This window comes from Streptomyces sp. Act143 (assembly GCF_003143935.1).
In the GTDB taxonomy this organism is placed as follows: domain Bacteria; phylum Actinomycetota; class Actinomycetes; order Streptomycetales; family Streptomycetaceae; genus Streptomyces.
This window is the reverse complement of record NZ_QFRX01000001.1, coordinates 6,502,324-6,521,217: the sequence shown is the minus strand read 5'-3', so window position 1 is coordinate 6,521,217 and position 18,894 is coordinate 6,502,324. Positions and strand designations below refer to the sequence as shown.

Annotated in this window: 19 protein-coding genes; 10 read left to right on the top strand and 9 right to left on the bottom strand. The window is 71.2% G+C overall.

The window, feature by feature from the left end:
* Nucleotides 1–3: 3 nt before the first annotated feature.
* Complete coding sequence (locus tag DI272_RS29870) at nt 4–942, top strand: ADP-ribosylglycohydrolase family protein (protein WP_109498305.1); 939 nt, start codon at nt 4–6, stop codon at nt 940–942.
* A gap of 52 nt (nt 943–994) precedes the next feature.
* Here DI272_RS29870 and DI272_RS29865 read toward each other — a convergent pair whose 3' ends face one another.
* The 4 genes from DI272_RS29865 to DI272_RS29850 form a co-directional block, all read right to left on the bottom strand.
* Nucleotides 995–1,861: an oxygenase MpaB family protein gene (locus DI272_RS29865; RefSeq protein ID WP_109498304.1), complete on the bottom strand. Its 867-nt coding sequence runs from the start codon at nt 1,859–1,861 to the stop codon at nt 995–997.
* A gap of 66 nt (nt 1,862–1,927) precedes the next feature.
* Nucleotides 1,928–2,164, bottom strand: a complete 237-nt coding sequence (locus DI272_RS29860; RefSeq protein ID WP_109498303.1) for a DUF2945 domain-containing protein — start codon at nt 2,162–2,164, stop codon at nt 1,928–1,930.
* 213 nt (nt 2,165–2,377) lie between these two features.
* The gene (locus DI272_RS29855; RefSeq protein ID WP_109498302.1) at nt 2,378–2,893 is read right to left on the bottom strand and encodes a putative immunity protein; all 516 of its coding nucleotides are present in this window, start codon (nt 2,891–2,893) and stop codon (nt 2,378–2,380) included.
* 101 nt (nt 2,894–2,994) lie between these two features.
* Nucleotides 2,995–3,276, bottom strand: a complete 282-nt coding sequence (locus tag DI272_RS29850; protein WP_109501111.1) for an SHOCT domain-containing protein — start codon at nt 3,274–3,276, stop codon at nt 2,995–2,997.
* A gap of 324 nt (nt 3,277–3,600) precedes the next feature.
* Between DI272_RS29850 and DI272_RS46275 the strand changes: the two genes are divergently transcribed.
* On the top strand, nt 3,601–3,822 hold the full coding sequence (locus DI272_RS46275) for a helix-turn-helix domain-containing protein (protein ID WP_109501110.1): 222 nt from the start codon (nt 3,601–3,603) through the stop codon (nt 3,820–3,822).
* A gap of 57 nt (nt 3,823–3,879) precedes the next feature.
* Here the strand turns inward: DI272_RS46275 and DI272_RS29840 are convergent, their stop codons facing one another.
* Nucleotides 3,880–4,506, bottom strand: coding sequence for a TetR/AcrR family transcriptional regulator (locus tag DI272_RS29840; RefSeq protein WP_109501109.1), 627 nt, complete (start codon nt 4,504–4,506; stop codon nt 3,880–3,882).
* Between the two features lie 169 nt (nt 4,507–4,675).
* On the opposite strand from DI272_RS29840, the gene DI272_RS29835 reads away from it, so the two are divergent.
* Together DI272_RS29835 and DI272_RS29830 are read left to right on the top strand one after the other, a co-directional pair.
* The gene (locus tag DI272_RS29835; RefSeq protein WP_109498301.1) at nt 4,676–5,596 is read left to right on the top strand and encodes an ABC transporter permease; all 921 of its coding nucleotides are present in this window, start codon (nt 4,676–4,678) and stop codon (nt 5,594–5,596) included.
* Nucleotides 5,589–6,458: an ABC transporter ATP-binding protein gene (locus DI272_RS29830; RefSeq protein WP_375138078.1), complete on the top strand. Its 870-nt coding sequence runs from the start codon at nt 5,589–5,591 to the stop codon at nt 6,456–6,458. The genes DI272_RS29835 and DI272_RS29830 overlap by 8 nt, the downstream gene beginning before the upstream one ends.
* Here the strand turns inward: DI272_RS29830 and DI272_RS29825 are convergent.
* Nucleotides 6,455–6,862, bottom strand: coding sequence for a GtrA family protein (locus tag DI272_RS29825; protein ID WP_109498300.1), 408 nt, complete (start codon nt 6,860–6,862; stop codon nt 6,455–6,457). The genes DI272_RS29830 and DI272_RS29825 overlap by 4 nt on opposite strands.
* Before the next feature lie 133 nt (nt 6,863–6,995).
* Entirely contained in the window at nt 6,996–11,936 is a 4,941-nt protein-coding gene (locus DI272_RS29820) for an NAD-glutamate dehydrogenase (protein WP_109498299.1), read from the bottom strand.
* Between the two features lie 474 nt (nt 11,937–12,410).
* Between DI272_RS29820 and DI272_RS29815 the strand changes: the two genes are divergently transcribed.
* On the top strand, nt 12,411–12,977 hold the full coding sequence (locus DI272_RS29815) for a DJ-1/PfpI family protein (RefSeq protein WP_109501107.1): 567 nt from the start codon (nt 12,411–12,413) through the stop codon (nt 12,975–12,977).
* A 197-nt stretch (nt 12,978–13,174) separates the two neighbouring features.
* On the opposite strand, the gene DI272_RS29810 is transcribed toward DI272_RS29815, so the two are convergent.
* A complete protein-coding gene (locus DI272_RS29810; RefSeq protein WP_109498298.1) occupies nt 13,175–13,840 on the bottom strand; it encodes an HAD family hydrolase in 666 nt (221 codons plus the stop codon).
* 62 nt (nt 13,841–13,902) lie between these two features.
* Nucleotides 13,903–14,418, bottom strand: coding sequence for a DUF6912 family protein (locus DI272_RS29805; RefSeq protein WP_109498297.1), 516 nt, complete (start codon nt 14,416–14,418; stop codon nt 13,903–13,905).
* 340 nt (nt 14,419–14,758) lie between these two features.
* Here DI272_RS29805 and DI272_RS29800 point away from each other — a divergent pair, with 340 nt between their 5' ends.
* From DI272_RS29800 to DI272_RS29780, 5 genes are all read left to right on the top strand, one after another.
* Nucleotides 14,759–15,283, top strand: a complete 525-nt coding sequence (locus tag DI272_RS29800; RefSeq protein ID WP_109498296.1) for an Rv3235 family protein — start codon at nt 14,759–14,761, stop codon at nt 15,281–15,283.
* Between the two features lie 247 nt (nt 15,284–15,530).
* The gene (locus DI272_RS29795) at nt 15,531–16,046 is read left to right on the top strand and encodes a toxin-antitoxin system HicB family antitoxin (protein ID WP_109498295.1); all 516 of its coding nucleotides are present in this window, start codon (nt 15,531–15,533) and stop codon (nt 16,044–16,046) included.
* Nucleotides 16,047–16,156: 110 nt separating this feature from the next.
* The gene (locus DI272_RS29790; protein WP_109498294.1) at nt 16,157–16,999 is read left to right on the top strand and encodes a DUF4097 family beta strand repeat-containing protein; all 843 of its coding nucleotides are present in this window, start codon (nt 16,157–16,159) and stop codon (nt 16,997–16,999) included.
* 89 nt (nt 17,000–17,088) lie between these two features.
* Nucleotides 17,089–18,069 (top strand): ATP-binding cassette domain-containing protein, encoded by a 981-nt coding sequence (locus DI272_RS29785; protein ID WP_109498293.1) that lies wholly within the window; start codon nt 17,089–17,091, stop codon nt 18,067–18,069.
* Entirely contained in the window at nt 18,066–18,854 is a 789-nt protein-coding gene (locus DI272_RS29780; protein ID WP_109498292.1) for an ABC transporter permease, read from the top strand. The genes DI272_RS29785 and DI272_RS29780 overlap by 4 nt, the downstream gene beginning before the upstream one ends.
* Nucleotides 18,855–18,894: the final 40 nt, after the last annotated feature.

Here is an 18,894-nt window from a genome sequence, read left to right as displayed (position 1 = left end):
CGGATGGATCGGATGCAGCGGGCCGCCGGCGCGGTCATCGGCTCAGCGGTGGGGGACGCCCTGGGCGGCCCCTTCGAGTTCGGGCCCCCGGGAGCGTTCTCCGCGCGGTTTCCCACGCCCGGTGCCGGGGGCGAGATGTGCGGAGGCGGTGGCTGGGACCCCGGGGAGGCCACGGACGACACGCAGATGGCCGTGCTGATCGCCGAGTCGCTCCTGGAGCGGGGCGGGCTGGATCTGCCGGACGTCTTCGCCCGTTTCCAGCGGTGGGCGGCGGCAGAACCCAAGGACATCGGCTTGCAGACCGAGGACGTCCTGACCAACGGCATGCCCTGGGACCTCGCCGCCGCCGTTCACTTCCAGGTCAACCAACGGGCGGCGGGCAACGGTGCCTTGATGCGGGCCTCGACGTCCGCGGTCCGCTTCGCCGCCGCCGGCCGGGCAGCCACCATGGACGCGGCCCGCCGCATCGCCGCGCTCACCCACGGTGACCGCGCGGCCTGGGAAGGCACGGCGGTGTTTCATGAGCTCGTCCGTGTCACGTTCGAGGACATCGACCCCCTGGCCGCGCTCCCGGACGTCCTGGCTCTTGTCCATCCCGACCACCGGAGCCGCTACGCCACCGTCCTCGCGCCTGACTGGCACCCCGATCAGGCAACCGAGTTCAACGGCGCCGTCTGGCCCTGCCTGGGTTCCGCCGTCTGGGCGCTGCGCACGACCGACACCTTCGAAGGCGCGCTACGCGCGGCGATCGACCTCGGCGGCGACACGGACACCGTCGCCGCGGTGACCGGGGGCCTCGCGGGGGCACGCTACGGGCTGGATGCGATCCCCGCCCGCTGGACCCGGCCGCTCCACGTCCCCCTCCCGGGATTCGACGGCCGGGTGCTGGCCTCGGCCGACCTGCTCCGCCTCGCGCACCGCCTCGTCAGCCGAGTCGACTGAGCCGGCTCGGTCGGCTCAGTCGGCTCACTGTCGGCTTCATTTCGTCACCGTCTCAGGGGCGGGCGGGTGAGGCAGGCGGAGGTGGGGTCATGGCCCAGCGGATGGTGCGGGTCAGCATCTGGCCCGCGGGACGTACCGCGAGGCTCTCCACGAGGGGCAGGTGCGGAAGCCCGAGCATGGTGCGTGCCCAAGGAGGGAGGAGGGCGACGGCATTGGCGGCCAGGCCGCCGTAGAAGGGGCGTGCCGCGAGCGGGAGCGGGGGTTGCAGCATGAGGTAGCGAGCGGCGGAGCGCGCCTCGGGGGTCGCGCGCAGTTCCGGGCAGTACACGGACAGGCGCTCGGACAGCTCACGGCGGTCGCGTGGCGGGTCGACGACGCCCAGGGCTTCGGCGACGCGTGCGGTGTCGGCGACGTAGGCGTCGTAGGCGACCGCATCCAGCGGTCGGGCTCCGTAGCGTTCGTGGGCGCGCAGGAAACTGTCCGTCTCGGCGATGTGGACCCAGGTGAGCAGGTGCGGGTCGGCTGCGTGGTAGGGCACACCCTCCGCGGTCGTCCCACGGATGTGGTCGTGGATGCCGCGGACGCGGTCCACGGCCTGCTGGGCGTCGTCGGCGGTGCCGTATGTCGTCACGGCCAGGAAGGTGCTGGTGCGTTGGAGGCGGCCCCACGGGTCGCCGCGGAAACCGGAGTGCCCGGCCACCGCCGCCATGGCGAGCGGATGCAGGGACTGCAGCAGCAGTGCGCTCAGGCCCCCGATGAACATCGAGGCGTCGCCGTGCACCGTGCGGATGGGGCGGTCCGGGGCGAACCAGCGCGGGCCTGGGGTGTCGTGGATGCGCGCACGGTTCACCGGTCCGTCGGGGCCCGCGACGCGCCGGAACAGAGCCCGGCCCAGTTGCTCCCGGACCACCGTCAGCATGGTTGCTCCTCCCTGTCGGACACGGGCCGGCGACGCGGCATTCCACGTCTGCACCGGGGCCCGTGCTCACTTCCTGCGCAGCGCGGACGGCTTGTGGACCGCGGTCTCGCCGGACTTGGCGCTGCGCACCTCGTACTGCGGCTCGTCCGGCGAGGCGTCCACGGTGCGGCCCGCGACCTCGGTGCGCCGGGTGAGCTTGCGGACGACCGTGCCCTCGGCGGTGCCGCCGTGGCTCTTCCAGGTGACCTCGTCGCCCCGGGAGAACTTCTCGCTCCTGGCGCTGCTCTTCGTCTTCTTCGGCATCGCGGTTCCTCCGTCCGGGCGCTGCGCGGGGGACGGCCCTGCCTTCCGTTCGGATGCGCGTCCTGATCGGTACTTCGGCGCGGAAGTGGCGGTCGGATGCGTCTCACGCCCCGTGGGGCGACGGACACGCAGAGCGGCCGGTCTGGCCGACCGAGGTCTCGCGGCCCGAGCTGTCGCGCCCCTCCTCCGCGAGAACACCCACGCGGCACGGGATCAGCAGTCGAACACCGACCAGCAGATGTCGTTCCGGCAGCGCTGGTCGTCGAGGACGAGTTCGCGTATCTCCTGCGGAAGCCGGTCGCGCTGCCACTGGCATTCGCGTCGCCCTGCGGCCTCGCTCTCCCCCTCGGGCGCGGCAGCGCGTACGGCTTTGATCGCATAGGCCGCCGCACCGAGCTCGTGCGCGGCGACATGGGCGACGGCCCCGGCCTGGCCGGCGGCGTAGGCGGCATGCCGGGCAGCGCCCCGCAGATCGCGAGCCGCGCCCATGGCATGGCCGCCCGCCGCCCGGGCCTGCATCATCCTGACCTCGCCGCGCACCCAGGCGCGGGCGTGCTCGATCGCCTGACGTGGCCGAGGATCCCCGGGCCGGGCCGCCTCGAAGAGGTGCAGGACGTGTTCCGCGCAGGCCGCCGCCCACAGGGCGAGGAGATGGTGATCGGAATCAGTGAGGGTGCCACCACGGCGGATCGTCACGAAGCGAGGGTCCCTGATCTTCGGGAGGATCATCGTCGGCCTTCCTCGGTGGCACCGGCACGGGGCGCAACGCGGTCGGCGTCACGGCTCGATCATGCCTGACGCGGTCGGCACGAGGCGCTGTCCGGCCCCGGTCAGCTCTTGTCCAGCCGAGTGCGGTCGCCGGTGCGTCCCCGCAGGACGGTCAGGCGCCGGTGGTACTCGTCCTCGTCGATCTCGCCGCGGGCGAAGCGTTCGGCGAGCAGTTCCTCGGGACGGGAATAAGGGGTGCCGGTCGTCGCCCCGGTGTGGTCCGTGCGGGCCAGGGCGCGGAAGAGCAGGACGCCGAGGGCGATGAGCAGCGCCCAGAAGACGATCATGCCGGCCGACATGGCGAACCAGCCCCAGCCGCTGGGATCGTGGTCGTACCAGAACATCGTGGTCACCAGCCTCCTCGCGGCCTTCAGGAGTCGGGCCCTGCGCCTGCGCCTTGCCGGCCGTCGCATTGCTCACGGTCGCCCTTGCCGAGTGGCCCGTCATGGGCCGGTGAGGGCAACCCACCCGGGCCGTTGGGCCTGTACGGCATCCGCGTGTCCGTCGTCCTGCGGGGACGGCGGACGCGTGGATGCCGTGTGTTCAGACGCCTGCCTGGTCACTCACCGCCGCTCGCGGTGGCCGCCCGCGACTTCCCCGGACGGCCCACCAAGCAGGTCAGCGAGTTCTAAAACACGCCCTAGGGCCCGGCCCCGTACGAGGGGCTCATAGGGCCCGGCCCCGTACGAGGGGCTCAGCCCCGGGGCGGGCCCGCGACCGGCGCCCGCTCGCAGCGCGAACCCGCTGATCTGCTCGGCATCACCCGCGTCCCGGTCGCCCGGGCCCTGTCCCGGCTCCGGCGCGCCGGGCTGATCCGGACCGGCGGGGACGGAAAGGCCGAGATCCGCGCTTCGGAGCTGCCCGCACCGCGGGCCGCTCCACAGCGCTGAGCCACTACAGCCCCGCGCCCTACAGCCCCGAGCCCTGCCCCCCTACAGCGCTGACCGCTACAGCGCCTTGATCGCGGCCGCCGTCGCCCGCGCGAGCGCGTCCAGGTACCCCTTCGGCAGCTTCGGGCTGCGGATCACGACCGACCGCCAGTACAGCGGCCCGGAGATCAGGTCGAGGGCCAGCGCGTCGTCGGCGCCCACCCGCACCTCGCCCCGCTGCCCCGCCGCCACGATGATCTTGCTGGCGACGCCCTCCTGCCCGTCCCGCAGCGCCTTCTGCACGGCCTCGGCGATCTCGGGGTTGCGGGCCGCCTCGGCCTGGAGGTCCGGCAGGATCTGCGAGGCCACGGGGTGCCGCAGGGCACGCGAGGTCAGCTCGTACAGCAGCCGCAGGTCGCTCTCCAGCGCACCCGTGTCCGGGGCCGGCAGGCCCTGCACGGCGAGCGCCGACACCACGTCGAGCACCAGGTGCAGCTTGGAGCGCCAGCGGCGGTAGACCGCCGTCTTGCCGACGCCCGCGCGGCGCGCGATCCCCTCGATGGACATCCGCGCGTAGCCGACGGCCGCGAGCTCCTCGAAGACGGCCGCCCGGATGGATTCCGTCACGTCCTCCCGCAGCACGGCCGCCCCGGCGGGGGCCCGGCGGCGCGGACGCGTCTGAGGCTCGTCGGCGTTCGTCGTCATGCGGACCAGCATAGGGCGTTACGACGAAACGGTTGCGTTCCGACGTGCAATCGGCCTACGCTCACGTTGCGACGATACGGTCCCGTCCCGACGTAAGAGAACGCAAAGAGAAGCGTAAGGAAACGCCGGGCGCCGACCCCTCCGTACCCCCCAAGTGAAAGCAGCGGATGTGAGCCAGGTCCTCCACACACCGCCCTCGGCACCGGCGCCCCCGGTCGAGGCCGACCTCGCGGCCCTAGCCGCCCGCCACGGCCTCGCGGTCAGCGGTGCCCGCCCGACCCTGCCCGAGTACATCCGCCAGCTGTGGGCCCGGCGCCACTTCATCAGCGCGTTCTCCACCGCCAAGCTCACCGCCCAGTACAGCCAGGCGAAGCTCGGCCAGGTCTGGCAGGTGATGAACCCGCTGCTGAACGCGGCGGTCTACTTCTTCATCTTCGGCCTGCTGCTGGGCACCAAGAAGGGCGTGCCGGACTACGTCCCGTTCCTGGTGACGGGCGTGTTCGTCTGGACGTTCACGCAGAGCTCGATCCTGGCGGGCACCCGCGCGATCTCCGGCAACCTCGGCCTGGTGCGGGCCCTGCACTTCCCGCGGGCCGCGCTGCCGATCTCCTTCTGCCTCCAGCAGCTCCAGCAGCTGCTGTTCTCCATGTGCGCCCTGGTCGTGATCCTGCTCTGCTTCGGGGTGCCGGTGGCGGTGTCCTGGGTGCTGGTGATCCCGGCGCTGACCCTGCAGTTCGTCTTCAACGCCGGCGTCTCGATGATCATGGCCAGGCTCGGTGCCGAGACCCCGGACATCGCGCAGCTGATGCCGTTCGTCCTGCGCACCTGGATGTACGTCTCGGGTGTCATGTGGAGCATCGAGCAGCTGGCCGGCAAGCACAGCGACTGGCCGTCGTGGGTGGTCCCCGTCCTCCAGGCCAACCCGGCCGCCGTCTACATCGATCTGATGCGCTTCGCGCTGATCGACAGCTTCCACGCCGGCCAGCTGCCGGCCCACGTGTGGCTGATCGCCACGGGCTGGGCCCTGCTCGCCGGCATCGGCGGCTTCATCTACTTCTGGAAGGCTGAGGAGACGTACGGCCGTGGCTGAGAACACGAACATCAACGACCGGGTCCCCGTCGCCGTGAGCGACCAGGCACCCGCCCCCACCGTCATCGCCGACCGCGTCGACATCGTCTACCGCGTCAACGGCACCGGCGCCGGCAAGGGCTCCGCCACCGCCGCCCTCAACCGCATCCTGCGCCGCGAGCAGACCGAGAAGGCCTCCGGGGTGCGCAAGGTGCACGCCGTGAAGAAGGTGTCCTTCGTCGCCTACAAGGGCGAGGCCATCGGGCTCATCGGCACCAACGGCTCCGGCAAGTCGACCCTGCTGAAGGCCGTCGCGGGCCTGCTCCCCGTGGAGAGCGGCGCCATCTACACCGACGGCCAGCCCTCCCTCCTCGGCGTCAACGCGGCCCTGATGGGCGACCTCACCGGCGAGCGCAACGTCTACCTCGGCGGCCTCGCGATGGGCATGTCCCGCGAGCAGATCAAGGAGCGCTACCAGGAGATCGTCGACTTCTCCGGCATCAACGAGAAGGGCGACTTCATCACCCTGCCCATGCGCACGTACTCCTCCGGCATGGGCGCCCGGCTCCGCTTCTCCATCGCCGCCGCCAAGGACCACGACGTCCTCCTCATCGACGAGGCCCTCGCCACCGGCGACCGCTCCTTCCAGAAGCGCTCCGAGGCCCGCATCCGCGAGCTGCGCAAGCACGCCGGCACGGTGTTCCTGGTCAGCCACAACAACAAGTCGATCCGCGACACCTGCGACCGGGTGCTGTGGCTGGAGCGCGGCGAGCTGCGCATGGACGGGCCGACCGAGGACGTCCTGAAGGAGTACGAGGCCTTCACCGGCGACAAGACAGCGACGAAGCCGAAGCCCAGGCCGAAGCCGAAGGCAGCCGTCTAGGACCGGCTGAGCGCCTCCTGCGGCACCGCCCAGGTGCGGCGGACGAGGAACCGGAAGGCCGAGGCCAGCACGAGGGACACGGCCTTCACGGCGTTCGACTGGAGCGGCCCGTGCAGGCCGAGGCCGTGATAGCCGACGTAGAACAGGCCGCTCTCCATCGCGACCCCGATGCCGCGGAAGGCGAAGAACAGCGCCGGCCGCTCATCGGGGCGCACCCGGTGGTCGCGGTGCGCGAGGGAGCGCAGGAGCAGGTGGTTCGCGCCGACGGCGACGAGGCTCGCCAGCACCGACGCCACCAGGGCCTGTCGGCCGGAACCCGGCAGCAGCGCGTTCCCGTGCAGCAGCACATTGAAGACGGCGAAATTCACCACGGCACCGCTGCCGCCGACAAGCCAGGCATTCACGGGACAACTCTTAACGGGAAACGGTAATTCGTGGCCCTTCCCTTTACCTAAAGCAAGCCAAGAAAAGGGCGCCCCGAGCCGTACACGGCCCGGGGCGCCCTGCTGCTCGTACCGCACTACGAGCGGGTACGGCCTACGAGTGCGTCCGCAGAAGCGTGCGCATGGTCCGCATGGCCACCGACAGGTTGGCGAGGTCGAACGTCTCCGAGCCCTGGATCTCCTCCAGGGTGCTGCGCGCCCGGCCGAGGATCGCCGCGTTCTTCTCCTCCCACGCCTTGAAGCGCTGCTCGGGCGTGGAGGTGCCGTTGCCCACCGCGAGGACGTCCGCGGTCACGGCCGCGTGGGCCGCGTAGAGGTCCTCGCGGATGGAGGCGCGGGCCATGGACTGCCAGCGGTCCGCGCGGGGCAGCTCGATGATGCGGTCCATGAGCTGGGTGATGTGCAGCCGGTCGGCGAGGTCGTAGTAGACCTCGGCGACGTCCAGCGGCTCCTTGCCGTTGCGGTCGGCCACCGAGACGATGTCGAGCGTGGGGAAGGCGGAGGAGAACCCGGCCACGCGTGTGGCGAGTTCGTCCGGCACGCCGGCGCCCGACAGCTCGTCGTAGATCTGCTGGTACCACTCCAGGTCCGCGCCCTTGAGCAGCTTCGGCAGCTGCGACCACACCTGCTCGACGCGCTCGCCGAAGAACTCGACGGTCTCGGCGAGCTGGAGCGGCTGCGGCCGGTTGTTGAGCAGCCAGCGGGTGCCGCGCTCGACGAGGCGGCGCGAGTGCAGCCGGATACGGGTCTGCACGGCGGCCTCGACCCGGTTGTCGAGGGACTCCACCCCGTCCCACACGGCGGCCGAGCGGAAGATCGCGCGGGCCGCGGTCTGCGCCCGGACGATCTCCTCCAGGGAGGCGCCGGTCTCCTCGCGCAGGCGGTGCAGGTAGGTCGTACCGCCCGTGTTGACCGTGTCGTTGACGAGGACGGTCGTGATGATCTCGCGGGCCAGCGGGTGGCCGTGCATCTGCTCGGGGAACCGCTCGCGCAGCGCGCTCGGGAAGTACGCGTCGAGCAGGGTGCGCAGATACGGGTCGTCGGGCAGCGAGGTGTGCAGCAGCTCGTCGGAGACCGTGATCTTCGTGTACGCCAGCAGCACCGCCGTCTCCGGGCCGGTCAGACCCTGGCCGTTGGTCAGGCGCTCGCGGATCTGGCGGTCGGTGGGCAGGAACTCCAGGGCCCGGTCGAGATGGCCCTCCCTGACCAGGTGGCGCATGAAGCGCTGCTGGGCGTGGAGCATGTCCTTGGACTGGGCGAGGGCGTTGGCGATCGCGGTGTTCTGCGCGTAGTTGTTGCGCAGCACCAGGTGGCCGACCTCGTCGGTCATCTCGGCGAGCAGCTTGTTGCGCTGCTTCACCGTCATGTCGCCCTCGGTGACCAGGCCGTTGAGCAGGATCTTGATGTTCACCTCGTGGTCGGAGGTGTCCACGCCCGCGCTGTTGTCGATGGCATCGGTGTTGATCTTGCCGCCGTGCAGCGCGAACTCGATCCGGCCGAGCTGGGTCAGCCCCAGGTTGCCGCCCTCGCCGACGACCTTGACCCGCAGGTCGGCGCCGTCGACACGGATCGGGTCGTTGGCCTTGTCGCCGACGTCCCCGTGCGACTCCGCGCTCGACTTCACGTACGTGCCGATGCCGCCGTTCCACAGCAGGTCGACCGGCGCCTTCAGGATCGCCTTCATGAGGTCGGCCGGGGTCATCTTGGAGACCTTGCCCTCGATGCCGAGGGCCTCGCGGATGTGCGCGTTGAGCTGGATGGCCTTGGCGGAACGCGGGAACACGCCGCCACCGGCCGAGATCAGCTCGGTGTTGTAGTCGGCCCAGGAGCTGCGCGGCAGCTCGAAGACGCGGCGGCGCTCGGCGTACGAGGTGGCCGCGTCCGGCGTCGGGTCGATGAAGATGTGCCGGTGGTCGAAGGCGGCGACCAGGCGGATGTGCTCGCTGAGCAGCATGCCGTTGCCGAACACGTCTCCGGACATGTCACCGATGCCGACGACCGTGAAGTCCTCGGTCTGGGTGTCGACGTCCAGCTCCCGGAAGTGCCGCTTCACGGACTCCCAGGCGCCGCGCGCGGTGATGCCCATGCCCTTGTGGTCGTAGCCCGCGCTGCCGCCGGAGGCGAAGGCGTCGCCCAGCCAGAAGTTGTACGACTCCGCGACCCCGTTGGCGATGTCGGAGAAGGTGGCGGTGCCCTTGTCGGCGGCGACGACCAGGTAGGTGTCGTCCTCGTCGTGCCGTACGACGTCGGCGGGCGGGACGACCTCGCCGGCCACCATGTTGTCGGTGATGTCGAGCAGCGCCGAGATGAACACCTTGTAGCTGGCGATGCCCTCGGCCAGCCACGCCTCCCGGTCCACGCCCGGGTCGGGCAGCTGCTTGGCGACGAAGCCGCCCTTGGCGCCGACCGGCACGATGACGGTGTTCTTCACCATCTGCGCCTTGACCAGGCCCAGGATCTCGGTCCGGAAGTCCTCACGCCGGTCGGACCAGCGCAGACCACCGCGCGCGACCTTGCCGAAGCGCAGGTGCACGCCCTCGACGCGGGGCGAGTACACCCAGATCTCGAACGCCGGGCGCGGGGCCGGGAGGTCGGGGATGGCCTGCGGGTCGAACTTCATGGACACGTAGTCGTGCGGCTGCCCGCCGAGCGCCTCCTGGAAGAAGTTGGTGCGCAGGGTCGCCTTGATGACCGTCAGGAAGGAGCGCAGGATGCGGTCCTCGTCGAGGCTGGCGACCTGGTCGAGCGCCGCGTCGACCTCCTCCAGCAGCGCGTCCACGATCTCGTGTCCGGCGCGCTGCCGGTCCGGCGACATCCGCGCCTCGAACAGCGAGACGAGCAGGCGGGTGGTGTGGACGTTGTTGCGGAGGGTGTCCTCCATGTAGTCCTGCGAGAACGTCGACCCGGCCTGCCGCAGGTACTTGGCGTACGCCCGCAGCACCATCGCCTGCCGCCAGGTCAGCCCGGCGCTCAGCACGAGGGCGTTGAAGCCGTCGTTCTCCGCCTTGCCGGTCCAGGTGGCGGCGAAGGCCTCCTGGAACCGCTCGCGGCCGTCGTCGCCGAGGTAGTCCCCGGCGCCGTTCTGCGCCTTGGGCATGCGCAGACCGAAGTCGTAGATCCAGGAGGCCGTACGGTCCGCGCAGCGCAGTTCGTACGGCCGCTCGTCGGTGACCTCGACGCCCAGGCGGCTGAGCACCGGCAGGACGGCGGACAGGGAGACCGCCTCGCCCTTGCGGTAGATCTTGAAGCGGCGCTCCTCGGGGGCGGCGCCGACCGGCTCGTACAGGCTCAGGGCGAAGTTGCTGTCCTCGGTGAGCTGCTCCAGGTGGCACAGGTCGGCGACGGCCGCGCGCGGGGTGTGGTCGGCCTTGTAGCCCTCCGGGAAGGCGTTGCCGTAGCGCCGCAGCAGTTCGGCGGCGCGCTCCTCGCCCAGCTCACCGGTGAGGGCCTCGGCGAATCCGTCGGCCCAGGAGCGGGCGGCCTCGACGAGGCGGGCCTCGATGCGCTCCTTGTCGCTGTCGCTGAGCTCGGGCAGCTCGGTGCCCTGCGGGACGCGGACGACGAAGTGCAGCCGGGAGAGGATCGACTCGGTGTTCCAGGCGGTGAAGTCGACGCTGATGCCGCCGAGCTCCTCCTTCAGGATGTCGATGATCCGCAGCCGGACGCCGGTGGTGTAGCGGTCGCGGGGCAGGTAGACGAGGGCGGAGTAGTAGCGGCCGTACTCGTCCTGGCGCAGGTACAGGCGCAGCCGGCGCCGCTCCTGGAGGTAGAGGACGGACGTGACGATGGACTGGAGCTCGTCGGCCGGGGTCTGGAAGAGCTCGTCGCGCGGGTAGGTCTCCAGGATCTGGAGCAGGTCGCGGCCGTCGTGGCTGTTGGGCGAGAACCCGGCGCGCTGGAGCACCTCGGCCACCTTGCGGCGGATCACGGGGACCCGGCGGACGGACTCGGTGTAGGCGGCGGAGGAGAACAGTCCGAGGAAGCGCCGCTCCCCGACGACGTTGCCGTCCGCGTCGAACTTCTTCACCCCGATGTAGTCGAGGTACGACGGCCGGTGCACGGTCGCCCGGCTGTTGGCCTTGGTCAGCACCAGCAGCCGGTGCTCGCGGGCCTTGGCCCGGGCGTCGGCGGGCAGCCGCTCGAAGGACGGGCTGACGGGGTGGCTGTCCTCGCTCGCGTGGTGCGGGTCGGAGCGCAGGATGCCGAGGCCGGTGCCGGGCACGGCGGCCAGGGAGTCGTCCTCGCGCAGCTGGTACTCGCGGTAGCCGAGGAAGGTGAAGTGGTCGGCGGCCAGCCAGCGCAGCAGCTCGCGGGCCTCCTCGACCTCCTGCTCGGGCAGGTCGGAGGCGGTGGGCTCGGCGGGCAGGTCCTCGGCGATGCGCAGCGCTGCCTCGCGCATCTTCTCCCAGTCCTCGACGGCCTCCCGGACGTCCGACAGCACCCGCAGCAGATCGGCGGTGATCTGCTTGAGGTCGGCGCGGTCGGTCTCGCGGTCGATCTCGACGTGGATCCAGGACTCGGTGTGCGCGTCGTGCGGAAGCGCGCTGCGGTCGCCGCTCGGGCGCTGCGGGAGCACCTCGATGAGCTGTCCGGTCAGGTCACGCCGGACGACGACCTGCGGGTGGATGACGACATGGATGCCGCGTCCCTGCCGGGTCAGCTCGTTGGTGACGGAGTCGACCAGGAAGGGCATGTCGTCGGTGACGACCTCGACGATCGAATGACTGCACGCCCAGCCGTTCTCCTCCACTGTGGGGGTGAGGACCCGCACATTGGCCGTGCCCTGTGGCCGGTTCTCGGCCAGCCGGTAATGCGAAAGGGCGGCTCCGAAGACGTCGACCGGGTCGCGGTCGGTGAGGTCCTCCGGGGCGGTGTGCAGGTAGTAGCGCTGGAGGAACGCGAGCACGGATTCCCGGTCCGGGGTGCCCTCGTCCGCCGTCCCGGTCGGTAGGTGCCCCCCGACCGGGCTGTTCTCAGCAACCCGTGCGGCCCTTTCGAGCAGCTCGGCCTTGGCTTCGTCCAGCTTGGTCTGCATTGTCCTCTGGCTCCTGTCGCGCGCCGTTGCGTGACGTTGAAGGAAGTACGGTGCCTTCCCCTGCGGCTCTACGCCACGGCCCGGGGTGTCCGGTCCGCTCCGACGCTATGCCGCAAGGTGGGATGGGCGGGGTGATATCAGCCAATGTCGACGCCCTCGAAAGGTGTGACGCTGCTCTCCGGGAGGCCCTGTCATGGGGTGCGCGCGGCGCCCTGGAGGGTTCCGCACCTCCGTCCCGCCCGCGCGGACCAGCGACTGACGCCCGGACACGGATGTCGTCCGTGCTCACCGGGCGCAGGGCAGGGGCAACGGTGCCCCCGCGAGATATCGCGCTGATCACGCCACCAAGGCTATCGCTCCTCACAGGGGGCCCGTCATGAGCCGTATGTGTACAAAACCGGGGGTCGAACTTTGACGTTCTGCACAGTCCCCCGCCCTCTTGCCAAGTGCTTGTTTCGCATGCACGTTGCCGACATGACAGCCAAAATCCTGATCGTCACCGGCGACGCGGCGGAATCGCTGGAGGTCCTGTACCCCTACCAGCGCCTGCGCGAGGAGGGCTACGACGTCCACATCGCGGCCCCGACCCGCAAGAAGCTCCGGTTCGTCGTCCATGACTTCGAACCCGGTTTCGACACCTATACCGAGAAGCCCGGCTACACCTGGCCCGCCGACCTGGCCTTCGCCGAGGTCGACCCCGGCCAGTACGCGGCCCTCGTCATCCCCGGCGGGCGCGCCCCCGAGTACCTCCGCAACGACCCCGAGCTGCGCAAGATCCTCAAGTCCTTCTTCGACGCGGACAAGCCCGTGGCCCAGATCTGCCACGGCCCTCTGCTCACGGCCGCGATCGACGGCCTGCGCGGGCGCCGCGTCACGGCGTATCCCGCCCTGGAACTCGACATGCAGGCGGCGGGCGCCACCTTCCAGGACGCCGAGGCGGTCGTCGACGGCACGCTGGTGTCGTCGCGGGCGTGGCCGGACCACTCGGCGTGGATGCGGGAGTTCCTGACGGTACTGCGGGCGAAGGCGCCGGTGAGGTAGGCGGCTGGAGGACAAGCGGGGTGCCGTTGCGGGCAGCCGTGCCGCTGGGCGGCGATGGCGCGGCTGTTCGCTTACGCGGCCCTTCTCCTACGCGGCTCCCGGCTTGCGCGCCCTTCGCTTGCGCGGCCCTTCGTCTACGCGGCTCTTGGCTTGCGCGGCTCTCGGCTTGCGCGCCCTTCGCTTGCGCGGCCCTTCGTCTACGCGGCTATTCGCTCCGCCACCGCGACCGCCTCGGCCAGCGTGTCCACCACCGGCACCCCCACTTCCTCCAGGCTCGCCCGGCTGTGCGACCCACCGGTGTACAGCACGGCCCGCGCGCCCACGTGCATCGCCGCCACCGCGTCGTCGGCGGCGTCCCCGATCACCACCGTGTGCCCGGGATCGACCCCCACGAGCGCGGCGACATGCCGCTCCATGTGCTCCGCCTTGCTCCCCCCGGACGGCCCGACCCGCCCGTCCACCCGGACGAAGTGCGCCTCGATCCCGAACCCCCGCACCAACGGAACCAGCTCGTCATGCCCGTACATGCTGAGGATCGACTGGCTGCGCCCCGCCGACCGCCACCCCGCGAGCAGCTCCGCCGCCCCCGCGGCGAGCCCGCACCCCACCCGGTGCTCGGTGTAGTACCGGTGGAAGGTCTCGTCCATGACCAGCCACTCGGCCTCGGTGGGCAGCCGCCCCATCAACCGCTCGTAGAACTTCGGCACCGGTACGCAGTACAACGCCCGGTACTGCTCCATCGTGATCGGCGCGAGCCCCAGCTCGGCGAACGCCGCGTTCGTCGCCCCGATGATCGCGTCATTGTCGTGGAACAGCGTCCCGTTCCAGTCCCAGACGATGTGCGCACCCCTGTGCATCCCCATGCCGAAAACTTACCCGCCCCCACTGACAATCATGAGAGCCGCAGGTCAGGCGGGCACAGCCGTCAGTCGCCCAACCCCACCAGGTGGGGAATCTCCTGCGTGGCGTACCAGAGCAGCTCGTGGTCCTCGGTCCCGTCCACGACGAACTGCGCGTCGCCGTCACCGGCGTCCGCCGCCGCCAGCGCCTCCGCCCCCGCGGCCACGTCCGCCTCGGCATCGCTCGCGTCGGCATGCACCGCCGCCGCCTTGGCCAGCGCCACGCCCCCGGCGACCCGGACCTCGCCGAGCGCCGCCGGATCGAGCCCGCGGTCGGGGTCGGCGACCGCCGCGCCGTCGGGCACGTCGACCGCCACCACGACCCGGCGGCGTGCCGCGTCGGGGTCGGCGGCCAGCAGCCGCAGCGAGGCGAGTGCGGCCCGGTTCAGCGCCGCGTACTCCAGCTCCTCGATGTCGTCGGACACGTACCACTCGCGCAGCGCGGGCGTCACGGCGTAGGCGACGAGCGGGTCGGGGCCCACCTCGCCCGTCTTGTACGCCTCGGCGAGACCGGAGAGGGTCAGGGGGACGTAGACGCGCATGGTTGCCGCTTTCGTGGTCGGAGAGCGTGGACGAGGCTCCGCGGAAGGCTCCCGGCAGGGTGGTGACGGCCTCCCGAAGGGCCTTCAGGATACGTGCGGGCGTCCCCTTTCGAGTCCCCGCCCGGAGGCCCGGAGGCGTCCACCCACGTCCGGAGATTCACCCGCCGCACCCCCGTCGCCACGGGCTTCCACCGCCTCCGATCACCCGGATAAGCGAACATTCCGGCACCCCGAACCGGCCCCCGCCCTTCCTTGCCGCCGTCGCCCTCGTCCCCGTACAAGATCCCCAACCACCAAGTTACCGCCCGGTACATTTCCGGGCCCGGCGAACGGGGTTCCCATGAACAAGGTCATGACCAGGTCGCAGCTCCGTCCCGGCACCCGTCCGCCGGGGCGCCGCGACTCCCGTCGTCCCGGCGGCACCCCGCCCCGCACACCGGCGGGCGGAACGCCCCGCGCCACCTCCGCCTCCACCGCCGCCTCCGTCACGGCGGCCCCCTCCCGCCCGCCTCGGCCCGCAGCCCAGCTCCACCCCACCGACCACATCGCCGAACTCCTCGTCCTGGTGCTCAGCGGCCAGCGCCCGGTGCACTCGATGCTCCGGCACGCCGTCGGCCGCGCCTACGACGAACTCGCCGACCTAGCCGAACGCGGCCCCCTCCGCGCCCGAGGCACCCGTCCGACCGTCCGCGACATCGGCTACTACGCCCCTCGCCCCGGCGCTTTCGAGGCCTTCGCCCGCATCGGCGCCGGCGACCAGCTGCGCGCCATGGCCTTCCGCGTGGAGCAGGGCCGGGACCGGCGCTGGCGCTGCACCGCCGTGGAGCTGGGCGGGTCCCGCGATCGCCGCGCGAACGACGACTGAGGGCCGCAGACGTCACCGGATGGCACCACATGACACCGAGTGGCACCAGGTGGCACCACGATGCGCCAAGCGACGCCATTCCGTGCCACCGCAATTCGGCGGTTCGGTGTGGCGCCACAGTGGACCCACTCGCGCCCAGCACATTCCCGCAGGTCAGGGCATCAGCCAGCCAGCGCGACACCACTCCGGCATCCCTCAGCGCCATTCAGGCTTGCGCATAGCGCCATAGTGGTGCCATGATGGCGTCATGGACCTCACCCCGTACGTCGACACTCTCCGCCGCGAACTCGCGGTGGCCGCCGAAGCCGGCGGCGACGAAGCCCGCGAGCTGGCCGAACGGCTGACCGCCCCCCTGGAGTCGGCGACCCGGCTGACCATGCTCAACGTGCTCTCCGCCGCCATGGACGAGATCACCCGCGAACTCGCCCCCGGCTCGGTCGACGTACGGCTGCGCGGCCTCGACCCCGACTTCGTGGTGACACCGCCGCCCAGCCACGCCGACACCCCCGTCGTCGAACCGTTCCAGGCCCCCGCCCAGGCGCCCGCTCCGGCCGACGGCGACGAGGGCGGCACCGCCCGCGTGAACCTGCGGCTGCCCGCCCACCTCAAGGCCCGCGCCGAAGAGGCCGCGAACCGCGAGGGACTGTCGGTCAACGCGTGGCTGGTACGGGCCGTGTCGGCCGCCGTCGAGGGCGGCACCGCACCGAAGGCGCCACAGACGAGCCGAACCGTCGGGCAGAGCTTCACGGGCTGGGCGCGCTAGCGCCGGCCGCACCCCACGCCACACGGCCACTCCAGGCCGCTCACACCACGACACCCACACCCCGCCCCACCAGCGGGGACGCCCCACCGACCCAAGAGGACGGGACAGCCATGCCTTCTTACGACACTCCCGAAGCGATCTCGGTCGCCGCGCACATCGGCGCCGGCTCCATCCAGTTCGTCGCGAGCGACCGCACGGACACCGTCGTCGAGGTCCGGCCCGCCGACCCGAAGCGGGACAAGGACGTCCGGGCCGCCGAGCAGACCGAGGTCGGCTATGCGAACGGGGTCCTCGGCATCCGGACGAAGGAACGCCGCATGATCGGCCCCAGCGGCGTCGTCGACGTGACGGTCGCGCTGCCCACCGGCTCGCACATCGACACGGACGGCTCCGTGGCCCATGTGATCAGCGAGGGCCGGCTCGGCGAGGTCCGTGTGAAGACGTCGGTCGGCGACGTCCGGCTCGACACGACGGGACCGCTGCGCCTGTCCGTGTCGCACGGCTCGATCATCGTGGACCGCGTCGAGGGCCCGGCCGAGATCACCAGCAGCTCCGGCAGCATCCGCGCCGGCCTGCTGGACGGTCCGGCCGTCCTCAAGAACTCCCACGGCAGCACGACCGTCGGCGCCGCGACCGGCGACCTTCAGGTGAGCGGCGCCAACGGCCCGATCGACATCGAGCGCGCCGAGGGCTCGGTCACCGCGACCACCGCCCACGGCACCCTGCGGGTCGCCGACGTGGTCCGCGGCGCCGTGCGCCTGGAGACCGACTACGGCGCCATCGACATCGGCATCCGCTCGGGCACGGCCGCCTGGCTGGACCTCAGCTCGGCCAAGGGCCAGGTCCGCAACGCGCTCACCGCCACCGGCTCCCCCGACGGGACCGAGGACACCGTCGAGGTCCACGCCCGTACCCGCTACGGCAACATCGACGTCCGCCGCACCAAGAGCTGAGCACCGGCCCCCGCGGGGGCCACCGCTCCCCGCCTTCCCCCACCACCGCCTTCAGCCTCCGATCGGAGAGCGCCATGCCTTCATCTGTCATGCCCACGTCCAACCGAAGGGGCGGTGATCCGTCCTCCGCGACCGCCGTCTCCGCCCTCGGTCTGCGCAAGTCCTACGGCGACAAGGTCGTCCTCGACGGCATCGACCTGCGCATCCCGGCGGGCTCGGTCTTCGCCCTGCTCGGCGCGAACGGCGCCGGCAAGACCACCGCGGTCAAGATCCTCTCCACCCTCATCACCGCCGACGGCGGCCAGGCACAGATCGCCGGCCATGACCTCACCGCCGATCCCCAGGCCGTACGCGCCGCCATCGGGGTCACCGGTCAGTTCTCCGCCGTCGACGGCCTGATCACCGGCGAGGAGAACATGCTCCTCATGGCCGACCTGCACCACCTGCCCAAGGCCGAAGGGCGGCGTACGACCGCCGAGTTGCTGGAGCGGTTCGATCTCACCGAAGCCGCCAGGAAGCCCGCCTCCACCTACTCCGGCGGCATGAAACGCCGCCTCGACATCGCCATGACCCTCGTCGGCGACCCGTCCATCATCTTCCTCGACGAGCCCACCACCGGGCTCGACCCCCGCTCCCGCCACACCATGTGGGGCATCATCCGCGAACTCGTCGCCGACGGCGCCACGGTCTTCCTCACCACCCAGTACCTCGAAGAGGCCGACGAACTCGCCGACCGCATCGCCGTCCTGCACAACGGCAAGATCGCCGCCGAAGGCAGCGCCGACGAACTCAAGCGCCTCGTCCCCGGCGGGCACATCCGCCTCCGCTTCACCGACCCCGCCGTCTACCAGACCGCCGCCACCGCCCTCACCGGCGCCTCCCGCGACGACGACGCCCTCGCCCTGCGCGTCCCCAGCGACGGCAGCCAACGCGAACTACGCGCCGTACTGGACTGGCTGGAGGCCGCAGACATCCAGGCCGACGAACTGACCGTCCACACCCCCGACCTCGACGACGTCTTCTTCGCCCTCACCGGTGACACCGACCAGCCGACGGAGGCTGTCCGATGAGCTCCCTCACCCTCGCCCTGCGCGACTCGTCCACGATGGTGCGGCGCAACCTGCTGCACGTACGCCGCTACCCCTCCATGACCCTGAACCTGCTGCTCACCCCGGTCATGCTGTTGCTGCTGTTCGTCTACGTCTTCGGTGACGTCATGAGCGCCGGCATCGGCGGCAGCGCCGACCGCTCCGCCTACGTCGCCTACGTCGTCCCCGGTCTGCTGCTGATGACCATCGGCGGGACCACGATCGGGACCGCGGTGTCCGTCGCGATGGACATGACCGAAGGCATCATCGCCCGCTTCCGCACCATGGCCATCCACCGCGGCTCGGTCCTCGTCGGACACGTCGTCGGCAGCGTCCTGCAGTGCGTGCTGAGCGTGCTCCTGGTCGGCGCCGTCGGCGTGGCCATCGGCTTCCGCTCCACCGACGCCACCGTCCTGGAATGGCTCGCCGCCTTCGGGCTCCTCACGCTCTTCGCCCTGGCGCTGACCTGGATCGCGGTCGGCATGGGCCTGGTCAGCCCCAACGCCGAGGCCGCCTCCAACAACGCCATGCCGCTGATCTTCCTGCCGCTGATCTCCAGCACCTTCGTGCCGGTCGACGCGATGCCGGGCTGGTTCCAGCCGGTCGCCGAGTACCAGCCGTTCACCCCGGCCATCGAAACCCTGCGCGGCCTCCTCCTCGGCACCGAGATCGGCCACAACGGCTGGCTCGCCCTCGCCTGGTGCCTCGTCCTGGCGGTCCTCGGCCACCGCTGGGCGAAGTCGGCCTACGACCGCGCCGCGAAGTAGCCCGGACGCCCACGCGGGCCCTCTCTCCCGCTGCCTCCCG

Excerpts from the sequence above, each read along its gene's own strand:
- DI272_RS29820 (WP_109498299.1), bottom strand. The coding sequence starts at position 11,936 with ATGCAGACCAAGCTGGACGAAGCCAAGGCCGAGCTGCTCGAAAGGGCC.
- DI272_RS29795 (WP_109498295.1), top strand. The coding sequence starts at position 15,531 with ATGGACCTCACCCCGTACGTCGACACTCTCCGCCGCGAACTCGCGGTG.
- DI272_RS29780 (WP_109498292.1), top strand. The coding sequence starts at position 18,066 with ATGAGCTCCCTCACCCTCGCCCTGCGCGACTCGTCCACGATGGTGCGG.
- DI272_RS29865 (WP_109498304.1), bottom strand. The coding sequence starts at position 1,861 with ATGCTGACGGTGGTCCGGGAGCAACTGGGCCGGGCTCTGTTCCGGCGC.
- DI272_RS29815 (WP_109501107.1), top strand. The coding sequence starts at position 12,411 with ATGACAGCCAAAATCCTGATCGTCACCGGCGACGCGGCGGAATCGCTG.
- DI272_RS29860 (WP_109498303.1), bottom strand. The coding sequence starts at position 2,164 with ATGCCGAAGAAGACGAAGAGCAGCGCCAGGAGCGAGAAGTTCTCCCGG.
- DI272_RS29810 (WP_109498298.1), bottom strand. The coding sequence starts at position 13,840 with ATGGGGATGCACAGGGGTGCGCACATCGTCTGGGACTGGAACGGGACG.
- DI272_RS29800 (WP_109498296.1), top strand. The coding sequence starts at position 14,759 with ATGAACAAGGTCATGACCAGGTCGCAGCTCCGTCCCGGCACCCGTCCG.
- DI272_RS29855 (WP_109498302.1), bottom strand. The coding sequence starts at position 2,893 with ATGATCCTCCCGAAGATCAGGGACCCTCGCTTCGTGACGATCCGCCGT.
- DI272_RS29850 (WP_109501111.1), bottom strand. The coding sequence starts at position 3,276 with ATGTTCTGGTACGACCACGATCCCAGCGGCTGGGGCTGGTTCGCCATG.
- DI272_RS29870 (WP_109498305.1), top strand. The coding sequence starts at position 4 with ATGGATCGGATGCAGCGGGCCGCCGGCGCGGTCATCGGCTCAGCGGTG.
- DI272_RS29805 (WP_109498297.1), bottom strand. The coding sequence starts at position 14,418 with ATGCGCGTCTACGTCCCCCTGACCCTCTCCGGTCTCGCCGAGGCGTAC.
- DI272_RS29790 (WP_109498294.1), top strand. The coding sequence starts at position 16,157 with ATGCCTTCTTACGACACTCCCGAAGCGATCTCGGTCGCCGCGCACATC.
- DI272_RS29785 (WP_109498293.1), top strand. The coding sequence starts at position 17,089 with ATGCCCACGTCCAACCGAAGGGGCGGTGATCCGTCCTCCGCGACCGCC.
- DI272_RS29840 (WP_109501109.1), bottom strand. The coding sequence starts at position 4,506 with ATGACGACGAACGCCGACGAGCCTCAGACGCGTCCGCGCCGCCGGGCC.